Below are 10483 nucleotides of genomic sequence, written 5' to 3' on the forward strand. Positions count from 1 at the left end.
ATCCTTGCCCATGCCCATCCTTGCCCATGCCCCGCGCCACCTGCCCGGGCCAGATGCGGGTCGGGTCGTAGGTGGACTCGTCCACGCTCAACACCGTCCGCAGGCCGGGCACGAGCGGGTCATGGAATTCGTACCACTCGTCCGTCCAGATCCAGCGCGACGGCAGGTTGAATGTCGCCGGGAACGAGGGATCGTCCACGCGCACCGTCGCCGTCTGCACCATCGGGTGGACCCGGAACGAGCGGCCGATCAGTTTCTCGAACCAGGGCCACTCGCCGGGCGGATTGAAGATCAGTGCGCGATGCACCGCCATCACGCCGCCCCCGGCGCGGACGTAGGCCTCGAGCGTGCCGCGCTGTGCCCCTTTCAGTTCATCGCCCGGCGTGTTGAGGAGCACCACGGCCGCATACGGCGAGAGGTCGCCGTCGAACGGCGTGCTGTTCCACGACCAGGTCAGGTCGAAGCCGTGCACCTGCGCCATGCGTTCGAACTGCGGCTTGGCGACCACGGCGTAGTCATGGTGATAACGGTTGGGGATGGCGACGACCAGTACCTTGAAAGCGCCCTGTGCGACCGCCGGAAGGGAACCGAAGCCAAGCAGTATTGCTAACAAGCATTTCACCGGGAGCGTCACGGCCACTCTTTGTGATTTCACCAACCTGTTCCGTACTAATTCCTGAAAAGCGAAGCGAGAACGGTTCAAGTCGAGTTCGTGTCCATAGATTGTTCCAAGCTAAAGCACGCGCGTGTCCAACTGTCGCAGCATTCGACTAGTGACGGGTTGCGTCGCATCCCGACAAAGAATTCGAGATCATCCATTTGAGTAGGAATTATCCATTCGCACTCCATTGACAAAAGTCCCATCGAGGAAAGTTCCTTCATGAGAGATGCAAACGAGCCGGGTGTAAAGGACCAACAATGAACATCATGATAAGTATCATGATGTTCAGCATCCGCAGCTATCGCATATGCTCCTTCGTCAGAGTACATCCGCTTTAGAAGGGAGACATCCAGCGCCCCTCTCCACGCTTCAGCGCAATTGACCTCCGCCGCATTCAGCGCGAAATCCAGGATGCGAGAGGCGCTTGGCTTGCGACGCTTCCGAAGATGTTCCGTGAGAACGTCAGCGAGCGTTGTCGTCTCTCTTAGATAATCAAAAGTGTACCGCTTGTCTGGTATTGCAAGACGAACGAGGCCGCTGGGTCGTAAGGCATCATGTATTTCTTGAAGCCACGCAACCAAGTCCGGGACATGCTCCACTACGTGGGAGGCTAAAAGGTAGTCGGCGCCGGCCCAGGTTGCACCGCTTCCATCAGCAGCGCTTGCCACCGCCGCGTTGAGTGTATTGTCGCCCCATACCGCATCTACATGGAGAAGTTCCAAGTTGATGCGGTGGTCTGCAGACCATCGGCGTTTTAGTTCGGCGGTGTCACAATGGTCGACATAGAAAATCGTCCCCTCGCTCTTCTTCACGAGCGATTTGTCGAGAGGTCCCACTTCAATGCCCGTCATGTGGCGTAGATCAAGTCCCTGAAGCATCTTTTCTTTGCGATTCATGAGAGCCTCCACGTTGGCCTTCGTGAGCGATGCAGTAATAGGACCAACACATCGACTGGGTTACCGTAGTACCTCGTCATTCTGCACATGCGCCATCGCTTTGCAGGCACCGCAGGCCAGCATGACCAGGCCGACGGCGGAGACGAGGCCGATCAGCATGCCGAGGGCACTGAACAGGCCCATCATGCCGCTCACCGATGCATAGCCATCGGTCGCGTGGTTGATCACCCAGGCCTGCCACACGCTCATCGCGCCGCGCAGCACGGTGGTGAGCAGCATCAGCGAGATGCCGGCCAGCGCCAGTTTGCGACCGGGTGCCGGTGGCGCCCACATCGCCAGCATCGCGGTACCGGCCACGCAGGCCAGCAGGTCGGGCAACTGGTAGCCGAGCATCGTCAGCAACTGGGTGAGGAATCCGTCCATGCATGTCTCCGTGCCGATGGACGTCCAATGTATAGCAAAGCCAGGCACGGCTTCACCCTGCCGGGTTCATTCGTCTGTCGTCTGTCGTGCTTGGCGGCGGATGGGACGTTCTTCGTCGGGCGTGAGGTGGTGGATGGCCGAGGGCGAAGGCGCAAGCATCGTCAGTGTCGAGGTCGCCGGTTCGTAACGCGCCACGTACTGCCGCATGCCGATGTACAGCAAGCCCGCGCGCTCATCCCAGGCCGAAGAACGGGGTGGAAAAAGCGCCAGGGTGCCTTTGGCAGAACCATATGCAGGCCGGACGTTGCGTCGACACGCACCAAGGCGTCGTGCAGGGCGATCAGCAGGTCGTCGCGTTCGGTAACGGAGACGGTCAGGGGAGCACCGGGCAGGTGCATGAGCGTCGTGGCCTGCCACCTGTCCAGGGACTTGTCGAGCGCGACCACAGTGCCTCGCGACGATCCCAGGTGCGCAAGGCCTTCGATGGCATGCCATCGGTCCTTCCATTCGAAGAACGCCACGACATGGTCGGAGGACACGGGATAACGCGTCGCCCCATCGACGCTGTACCAGTACAGCACGGCGCCGAACTCCCCGTTGTTGAAGGCCACCAGCCAACCATCGTCGACACGCTGGACGATGACGCCGTCATCGTACTGGCCGGGCGAAGGCAGGAACGAGGGCCGGCCGGCCGCCGGGCTGGAGTGGGACAGGCGGATGGCGACAATGGCGTCGTCGCGCTGGTCCACCCGCCAGGACACGGGCGAATAGCTGCCCGCGTACTCCCAGACAAGTCGATCTTCGTGCGATGCCTCCGGCGGAACGGGAATCTCGACCCACGCGCTCAGTGGGGGAGCGAGAGTGGAGGCGCCGTCGTCCGCCGACGCAGCGAACGAGAGCGCGAACAGCCCTCCGCATGCGAGTCCGCGTAGCAGGCCAGCCTTCAATCCGCCGTCACCAGCACCTTGTCTTTGTCGCGCAGCGCGGCATAGACCGCATCGGTCTCCGGGCGCACGCCGTGCCAGTGCTCGAACGCTTCGGCCGCCTGCTCCACCAGCATGCCGAGCCCGTCCACCGCATCGTGGCAACCGGCCGCGCGGGCCCAGGCAAGGAACGGGATCGCGGCCTCGCCATAGTTGAGATCGACCGCCAGCGTGCGCGGGGTGGCCAGGGTGAACGGCAGGGAGAACGCACCCTGGTCCTGGCGCGCGGCGGAGGTCGCATTGACGATCAGCGAGAAGTCGCCGAGATCGCGCAGGTCGTCCCAGTAGCGGGAGTGCGCGCGATCCGGTTCGCCCAGCGCATCGGCCAGGGCATCGGCCCGTTCCGCGGTCCGGTTGACGATGATCAGTTCGCTGATGCCGGCATCCAGCAAGGCGGGCGCGACGCCGCGCGCCGCACCACCGGCGCCGAGCAGCAGGGCGCGCCGCGCGCGCAGGTCCAGTCCGTGGCGGCCGGTCAGGTCGCGCACCAGGCCGGCGCCGTCGGTGTTGTCGCCGTGCCATTGGCCGTCGCGGCGGGTCAGCGTGTTCACCGCACCGGCGCGCCGCGCGCGATCGCTGGTCTGCGCGCAGATCGCGAAAGCGGCTTCCTTCAACGGCAGGGTGACGTTCGCACCCATGCCGCCGTCGCCCGCGAACCGGTCGAGCGTCGCGACGAAATCGTGCGGTGCGGTGTCGATGGCGGTGTAGTCCAGCGCGATGCCGACCTGCTGCGCGAATGCGGCGTGGATGCGCGGCGACAGCGAGTGGGCGACGGGATGGCCGAAGACGGCGTAGCGCTGGCTTGTCATGGTGCGGATCCCCGTCTGCAGTCGTTGTCCGCAGTCTACGCGCGCCCGCGTCGGCTTGACAGGCGCGACGGTGCGCTGCACCGTGCCGCCGCCGAAGAGGGCGCGCCAGGGATCGAGGCGACGGCAGGCCGGACGGGGAGTACCGGTCGCCTCCCATCGAAACGCTGTCACTGCGGGCCTTGCGTCGACCGACGACGGAGCGCGCAGTCCGCGCGCAAGCTTCCGGCAAGGATGCTCACGATTCACCGATCCGCCCCGCCGGTACCGCAAGGACGCGGGGATTCCACCACCACCGAAAGGGAAAACCTCATGAAGCCTCTGCTCCGCTGCCTGCCGCTCGCGCTGGCGGCCTTCGCCCTGCACGCGCAAGCGCAATCGATCTCGCCGGCCTACGACGCGTTCCGGAAAAAGGAAACGCCGCCGCCTGTACCCGCCCAGCCCGTGACGCCGACCACCCCGGCGCCTGCCGCGCCCGTGGCGCCCGCAGCACCGCCTCCGGCGCCTGCCCATGCCGCGCCCGCACCGTACGCCGCACCCGCGCCTGTCCGCGAGGGACGGGACAACGGCGGGTTCTTCATCGGCGCCCAGGTGGGCCAGGGATGGATCTACGAGGATGTCGAGCAGGATGCGCTGGCGATGAGCGCGGGCTACCGCTGGCAGGCAGGTCCCTGGACCCAGGTAGGCGTCGAGCTGTCGGCGGGCCGCCTGGACGAAACCACCGACGGCGGTTGGCGCTACCCGAAGGCCACGTACAAGGCGCTGGGCGCCAACGCCCGCATGAGCTTCGGCGACAGCCCGTGGTTCATGATGGTCCGGGGCGGCTATTTCGATGCGGAACAGGACGTTCCGGGCGGCGGTGACTTCTCCACCGATGGCGGCTATGCCGGCCTGGCGGTGGGAGTGGACATCAACCGCCACCTCAACCTGACGCTGGGCTACACCGCGTTCGTCTACGCGGACGACTACTACGACAGCGACTGCGACGAGGACTACACCTACGACTGCGACTTCAACCGCGCCGACACGGTGACGTTGGGCGTCGAAGCGCGGTTCTGATCCGGAAACAGAAAACAGAAACGGGAGCCGGCAGGCTCCCGTTTTTTTATGCCCCGACGGATGTCTCCAGCTGCYGCACGTAGACATGCTGCGTCTTGGCAAGCGCGAAGCCAGCGGACGGATAGAACGCATGCGACTCCGGGCGCAGGATGTTCGAGCGGACGAAGACATCCTTGCCGCCCTGACGTCGTATCCACTCGCAGGCCGCGTCCACCAGCCGTCGTGCCAGTCCTGAACGCCTCACCTGCGTGTCCACGATCAGCGCCGTGATTTCTGCGCGCATGCCGAACTCGATCATCAGGCGCCACTCCGCCGCCACCATGCCGTGCAGGCGACGGTCGTTGTCCGGCGACGCAGCGACCCTCACGGCATGTGTCGGCGACGCCAGCAGGCTATCCAGTCGCTTCGCCATGGCAGCGACGTCGACCGGATAGGCGAGCAGCGTGCACAGGCGTGCCAGTTCGGCCGCATCGTCATGCCGCGCATCGCGGATGACGACAGAGATCATGTCAGTTGGCCCGCAGCCAGCGCGCCGCATCCAGCGCGAAGTAGGTCAGCACGCCATCCGCGCCCGCGCGCTTGAATGCGGTCAGTGCTTCCAGTGCACAGGCCTTCTCGTCCAGCCAGCCATTCGCGGCGGCGGCCTTGATCATCGCGTACTCGCCGCTGACCTGGTACGCGAACGTCGGTACGCCGAACCCGTCCTTCACCCGGCGGATCACGTCCAGGTACGGCAGGCCCGGCTTGACCATCACCATGTCCGCGCCTTCGTCCAGGTCCAGCGCGATCTCGTGCAGCGCTTCGTTCGAGTTGGCCGGGTCCATCTGGTAGGTGAACTTGTTGCCCTTGCCCAGGTTGCCGGCGCTGCCCACCGCGCTGCGGAACGGGCCATAGAACGCGCTGGCGTACTTGGCGGCGTACGACATGATGCGGGTGTTGATGTAGCCGGCCTTCTCAAGCGCCTCGCGGATCGCGCCGATGCGGCCATCCATCATGTCGCTGGGCGAGAGGATGTCCACGCCGGCGGCGGCGTGCGCGAGGGACTGTTTCACCAGCGCCTCGATCGTCTCGTCGTTGAGGATGTAGCCGGTGTCGTCGATCAACCCGTCCTGGCCATGCGTCGTGTACGGGTCCAGTGCCTGGTCGGTCATCACGCCCAGTTCGGGAAAGCGCGCCTTCAGCGCGCGGATCGCGCGCGGGATGATGCCGTCCTCGTCCCAGGCGATGCGGCCGTCGGCGGTCTTGGCCGCCGGGTCCGGCACGCCGAACAGGTCGAGCACCGGCACGCCGAGTTCCAGCGCTTCTTCGCCCACGCGCAGCAGTTCGTCGATGGACAGCCGCTCGACGCCCGGCATCGACGCCACCGGCGCCCGGCCCTTCTCCTCGTGCACGAACACGGGATAGATCAGGTCGTCGGTGGTCAACACGTTCTCGCGCATCAGGCGGCGCGAGAACTCGTCGCGGCGCATGCGGCGCGGGCGGGTGTAGGGGTAGGCCATCACGGGCTCCTGGCAGAGCGGCGAATGATACGCCGGTGTCCCGCGGGCGGGCCTGCGACAGGCGGTCGCAGTGCGGAACGCTGCGTCCGCGAGGGCCTCAGATGACGCCGCCGCCCAGCGACAGGCGGATGATGCCGACCACGATGACGATGCCGTTCAGCACCAGCCCGGCCTTGGCGCGGCCGCGATTCCCGGTCCGCGTGAACAGGATGCCGACCGCCGCGATGATCGCGCCGACGGCGGCGAAGGGGATCACCAGCCAGTTCGCGGCCCCCAGCAGCGGAATGAGGGCGAGGATCATCAGGATCATCGCCACGATGCCCCACAGCAGGCTGATCAGTCCCATCGCACATGCTCCCCGACACGGCGCGCGACGTGGCGCCTCATGGACCCACTATGCGGACGAGCAACGACGGCTTCAACCCGTCACGCCATGCATGCCTTCGATCTCGACCAGCAGTTCCCGCCGGCAGACGTCGGCGTGCAGCATCAGCCAAGGCACGCGCGTGCCGAGGCGCGCTTCCAGCTGGGCGGCCACCGCCTCGGCGTCGCCGGCATCGCTCACGTAGACCTTCAGCCGCGAACTCGCATCCATGTGCGGCGGCAGTGACGGCGCATGCTCGCGCGCCGCACCGAGTAGGCTGTCGAGGTTGGTCAGGGTTTCATCCAGTTGCGCGCGCAGCGAATCGGCATGCTGCGAGGCGTGGCCGACGATGCTGGCCGTACCCGACAGCAGCAGAGGCACGCGCGGCGACGGTGGCAGCAGCGCACGCGCGAAGGTCGGCGATTGCGGGCCGTATTCCCGCGGATAGCGATACGCGCTGACCTGACGGGGATTTTCCAGCGGCAGGCCGGGCTCGCGCGCCGCCAGCCAGTAGACCTGCAGGACGCGCCGGCCATCGCGGCTGCCGATCGCGGTCGCCGCTGGCAGCACGCGCGTGTCGACCTCGCCCAGGCCCTGCACGCGGCCGACGCAGAACTGCCGGTAGCGCTCGGCATCGCCGTCGCCGTCGGTGATGGCGTCGAAGTAGTTCCAGATGCGCAGCAGGTGCGGATAGCCGCTCTGGCGCCAGAACGCCGCCATCGCCGCATAGGCATGGGCGCTGGCCTGCAGGATGCCGCCCGCAGGCTCTTCCCACTCCACTGCGCCGAACATCAGGGTGCCATCGTGGCTGTAGCGCACCGCGCCGTCCCGGCCCGTGGCCACGGGTCCGGCCGCGCGCCACACCTCGAAGGGCGCGGCGGCTTCGCGCAGCGGCGACAACGGCACGCGCAGGTAACGGGGATCTTCGATAGCCGACGTCACCGGCGCCAGGGCGCCGAAACCGAACACGGCGAGCGTTTCCGGCAGGCCCAGCAACGCATGGGGTGTCGGCGCGTGGATGTAGTCGACGGCCAACCGCTGCGGCGCGGAGGGACGGTCGGGAGCGGAGCTCATCGTGCGGGAAACAGGGGCATGTCGGGGCGAAATGATAACCCGCCCATCCCGTCACGCCCGGCAGGCGCAGGCTGTGCCAACATTCAGGGCATGCGGCGGAAGATCGCCGGGGTTCCCAGGGAGAAGCCGTCATGACGTTCCGCACCATCCCCGTCGTGTTCGCCATGCTGCTGGCCGCCGGGTGCGCCAGCAGTTCCAAGGTCATGCTGGGGCAGGCACGCCCCGCCATCGATCCGTCGCAGGTGCAGGTTTACCGCACGGCACCGGCCGGCGCACTGGAGATCGCGCAGCTGGAATCGAAGAGCGCGGTCGGTTTCGGTACCCAGGGCCAGACCGACGCCGCCGTGGCGCGCCTCAAGCGCGAAGCCGCCGCCCTCGGCGCCAACGGTGTGGTGCTGATCGGCGTGGGCTCGAGTGGCTCGCCGGTCGGCATGTCGGTGGGCGCCGGCAGTTACGGCCGCCACTCCGGCGGCGGCGTCAGCATGGGCATCCCCACCACGCAGAAGCAGGCCGCGGGCGTCGCGATCTACGTGCCGCCGGGGACGCCGGTGGATGCGTCGATCGTGGTGCCGGAGCCGGCGGCGAAGCGCTAGTCGGAGCCAGAACGCCCGAACGAAGGCGGCGGACGGCCGCCTTCTTCATTTCAGGGATCAGGGCGAAGTGGCCGACTCGCCCTCCAGCACGATCCGCTCGCCGCCGTCGACRTTCACTGCCAGCGTCTCGTAGCGCCATTCGCCTGCGCGTTTTTCGGCCACCACGTATAGCGTGCCATCCGCGCGCGGGCCGTCGAGGGGAATCGCCAGGTCGGCGTCACCGCTGGCTCCGCTGGTGCTGATGTTTCCCTGCACGAACCAGCCCGCACGTATCGGTTCGCCGAGCGCAGCGATGACGGCAGGATCAGACTGTGCCCGCGCGAGCGCATGCTGATAGGCGCCCGAGGACTTGATCGCTCCCAGCAGCAGCGCCACGCCGCCGAGGACGACCGCGACAGACAGCGCCAGCAGCAGCGCACCCAGCACGGGCACGCACCATTTCCAGTTGCGTTGCCACCAACCGGGCTGGGCGGGGACGGGCGTCGACATCGCAGTGCTCCCGGGGTGAGTGGAATCAGGGCTTGAGGCAACGGGCGAAGAAATCCTCGGTCAGCCGGTAGCGATGCAGCAGGTCGCTGCCGCGCAGGCCGTGCTTGGCCCCAGGGTACGTCATCAGTTCGAACGGCGTGCCGCGCTTCTGCAGCTCGCTCATCAGCTTGGTGGAGTTGGTGAACAGCACGTTGTCGTYGGCCATGCCGTGGATCAGCAGCARCTTCGAGCGCAGGCCGCCCAGGTGGGTGAAGACGCTGGCTCCACGGTAGCCCGCCGCGTTCGCCTTCGGCAGGTCCATGTAGCGTTCGGTGTAGTGGGTGTCGTACAGCGCCCAGTCGGTCACCGGCGCGCCCGCCACGCCGCAGGCATACGCTTCGCTGTGCTTGGCCAGCAGCATCAGCGTCATGTAGCCGCCGTTGGACCAGCCGTGCACGCCGATGCGCTTTGCATCGACGAAGGACTGCGCCTTCAGCCATTCGACGCCGCGCAGCTGGTCGTCGACTTCCACCGTGCCCTGCTTGCCGTAGAGCGCGCCGCCGAACGCCGCGCCACGGCGTGGGGTGCCGCGGTTGTCCAGTGAGAACACCACATAACCCTGCTGCGCCAGGTACTGGTTGAAGAAGGCGTCACTGCGGCCGGGCCAGGCGCGGGTGACGGTCTGCGCGGCAGGGCCGCCGTAGACGAACACCACCACGGGATACTTCTTCTTCGGGTCGAAGCCGGCCGGCTTGATCAGGCTGTAGTGCAGCGGCGTCTTGCCGTCGGCCGCCGTCAGCGTGCCGAACGTGGTCGGCTGGTGCGCGGCGAGGTACTTGGCGTACGGATGCCCGGCGTCGACGGCATCATTCTCCAGCAGCGTCGCCAGCTTCGTGCCGTCCGCCTTGAACAGTTCGATCTGCGGCAGCGTCGTGTCGCTGGACCAGCTGTCGACGAAGACGCTGGCATTGCGGGCGAAGCTGGCCGTGTGCACGCCCGCAGCAGGCGTCAGCTTGCGCGGTTCGCCGCCTGTCAGCGGCACGGCGTAGACGTGGGTTTCCGCGGCGCCATCGCGCGTGCCGCTGACGTACGCCAGGCCATTGCCCTCGTCGACTGCCAGCAGGCTGTCCACGACCCAGTCACCGCGGGTCAGCTGCGACAGCGAAGTCCCGTTCTCGGATACGAGGTAAAGATGCTCGAATCCATCGCGCTCCGACGACCACAGGAAGCGTCCGTCCTTCAGGAAGCGCAAGGCGTTGTGCAGTGGCACCCAAGTCTTCGACGTTTCGGTCACCAGCGTGCGTTGCTTGCCGGTTGCCAGCGTCGTCTCGATCAGGTCGAGCGTTTTCTGGTCGCGCGACTGGCGCTGGAAGGTCAGGCGCTGAGGATCGCGCCAGTCCACGCGGGCCAGGTAGATGTCCTTCTCGGTGCCCAGGTCGATCCACTGCGGTCTGGCACTCGCTTTCGGCGCAATCACGCCCAGCTGAACCAGTACGTTCGCATCGCCCGCTGCCGGATAGCGCTGTTCGACGACCTCCGTGCGGTCGGGATAGACCTCATAGCGCTTCACCAGCGGCACCGGTGCCTCGTCGATGCGGGCGAAGGCGATGGCCGAGTCGTCCGGTGCCCACCAGTAGCCGGTGTGGCGGTCCATTTC

13 protein-coding genes are annotated in these 10483 nt (G+C 66.7%); 2 read left to right on the forward strand and 11 right to left on the reverse strand.

Going from position 1 to position 10483, the window contains the following annotated elements:
- The 5 genes from AC04L7_RS05725 to aroE form a co-directional block, all read right to left on the reverse strand.
- A partial coding sequence (locus AC04L7_RS05725; RefSeq protein WP_475512667.1) for a ThuA domain-containing protein occupies positions 1-613 on the reverse strand: 613 nt, incomplete at its 3' end.
- An 86-nt stretch (positions 614-699) separates the two neighbouring features.
- The gene (locus AC04L7_RS05730; RefSeq protein WP_436000667.1) at positions 700-1557 is read right to left on the reverse strand and encodes a class I SAM-dependent methyltransferase; all 858 of its coding nucleotides are present in this window, start codon (positions 1555-1557) and stop codon (positions 700-702) included.
- Positions 1558-1617: 60 nt separating this feature from the next.
- A complete protein-coding gene (locus AC04L7_RS05735; RefSeq protein ID WP_436000665.1) occupies positions 1618-1980 on the reverse strand; it encodes a hypothetical protein in 363 nt (120 codons plus the stop codon).
- Between the two features lie 161 nt (positions 1981-2141).
- On the reverse strand, positions 2142-2927 hold the full coding sequence (locus AC04L7_RS05740; RefSeq protein ID WP_475512664.1) for a hypothetical protein: 786 nt from the start codon (positions 2925-2927) through the stop codon (positions 2142-2144).
- Positions 2924-3772 carry a shikimate dehydrogenase gene (gene aroE, locus AC04L7_RS05745; protein WP_436000661.1) on the reverse strand — a complete coding sequence of 283 codons (849 nt, stop codon included), beginning with the start codon at positions 3770-3772 and terminating at the stop codon, positions 2924-2926. Before aroE ends, AC04L7_RS05740 begins: the two co-directional genes overlap by 4 nt.
- A gap of 309 nt (positions 3773-4081) precedes the next feature.
- Between aroE and AC04L7_RS05750 the strand changes: the two genes are divergently transcribed.
- Positions 4082-4828, forward strand: a complete 747-nt coding sequence (locus AC04L7_RS05750) for an outer membrane protein (RefSeq protein WP_436000659.1) — start codon at positions 4082-4084, stop codon at positions 4826-4828.
- 46 nt (positions 4829-4874) lie between these two features.
- Here the strand turns inward: AC04L7_RS05750 and AC04L7_RS05755 are convergent, their stop codons facing one another.
- From AC04L7_RS05755 to AC04L7_RS05770, 4 genes are all read right to left on the reverse strand, one after another.
- Positions 4875-5336: a GNAT family N-acetyltransferase gene (locus AC04L7_RS05755; protein WP_475512665.1), complete on the reverse strand. Its 462-nt coding sequence runs from the start codon at positions 5334-5336 to the stop codon at positions 4875-4877.
- Position 5337: 1 nt separating this feature from the next.
- The gene (gene hemB, locus AC04L7_RS05760; RefSeq protein WP_436000657.1) at positions 5338-6327 is read right to left on the reverse strand and encodes a porphobilinogen synthase; all 990 of its coding nucleotides are present in this window, start codon (positions 6325-6327) and stop codon (positions 5338-5340) included.
- A 97-nt stretch (positions 6328-6424) separates the two neighbouring features.
- A complete protein-coding gene (locus AC04L7_RS05765; RefSeq protein ID WP_299345547.1) occupies positions 6425-6673 on the reverse strand; it encodes a hypothetical protein in 249 nt (82 codons plus the stop codon).
- Between the two features lie 72 nt (positions 6674-6745).
- Positions 6746-7765 carry a chorismate transformation FkbO/Hyg5 family protein gene (locus AC04L7_RS05770; RefSeq protein ID WP_436000655.1) on the reverse strand — a complete coding sequence of 340 codons (1020 nt, stop codon included), beginning with the start codon at positions 7763-7765 and terminating at the stop codon, positions 6746-6748.
- 131 nt (positions 7766-7896) lie between these two features.
- Between AC04L7_RS05770 and AC04L7_RS05775 the strand changes: the two genes are divergently transcribed.
- Complete coding sequence (locus tag AC04L7_RS05775; protein WP_296278905.1) at positions 7897-8358, forward strand: hypothetical protein; 462 nt, start codon at positions 7897-7899, stop codon at positions 8356-8358.
- 57 nt (positions 8359-8415) lie between these two features.
- On the opposite strand, the gene AC04L7_RS05780 is transcribed toward AC04L7_RS05775, so the two are convergent.
- Together AC04L7_RS05780 and AC04L7_RS05785 are read right to left on the reverse strand one after the other, a co-directional pair.
- Positions 8416-8847: a cytochrome c oxidase assembly factor Coa1 family protein gene (locus AC04L7_RS05780; RefSeq protein ID WP_436000652.1), complete on the reverse strand. Its 432-nt coding sequence runs from the start codon at positions 8845-8847 to the stop codon at positions 8416-8418.
- Positions 8848-8872: 25 nt separating this feature from the next.
- A partial coding sequence (locus AC04L7_RS05785; protein ID WP_475512666.1) for a S9 family peptidase occupies positions 8873-10483 on the reverse strand: 1611 nt, incomplete at its 5' end.

This window comes from Pseudoxanthomonas sp. LjRoot204_2, from assembly GCF_056175765.1.

Bases quoted from the DNA above. Each gene is read 5' to 3' on its own strand.
- AC04L7_RS05730 (WP_436000667.1), bottom strand. From the start codon at position 1,557: ATGAATCGCAAAGAAAAGATGCTTCAGGGACTTGATCTACGCCACATG.
- AC04L7_RS05735 (WP_436000665.1), bottom strand. From the start codon at position 1,980: ATGGACGGATTCCTCACCCAGTTGCTGACGATGCTCGGCTACCAGTTG.
- aroE (WP_436000661.1), bottom strand. From the start codon at position 3,772: ATGACAAGCCAGCGCTACGCCGTCTTCGGCCATCCCGTCGCCCACTCG.
- AC04L7_RS05750 (WP_436000659.1), top strand. From the start codon at position 4,082: ATGAAGCCTCTGCTCCGCTGCCTGCCGCTCGCGCTGGCGGCCTTCGCC.
- hemB (WP_436000657.1), bottom strand. From the start codon at position 6,327: ATGGCCTACCCCTACACCCGCCCGCGCCGCATGCGCCGCGACGAGTTC.
- AC04L7_RS05765 (WP_299345547.1), bottom strand. From the start codon at position 6,673: ATGGGACTGATCAGCCTGCTGTGGGGCATCGTGGCGATGATCCTGATG.
- AC04L7_RS05770 (WP_436000655.1), bottom strand. From the start codon at position 7,765: ATGAGCTCCGCTCCCGACCGTCCCTCCGCGCCGCAGCGGTTGGCCGTC.
- AC04L7_RS05775 (WP_296278905.1), top strand. From the start codon at position 7,897: ATGACGTTCCGCACCATCCCCGTCGTGTTCGCCATGCTGCTGGCCGCC.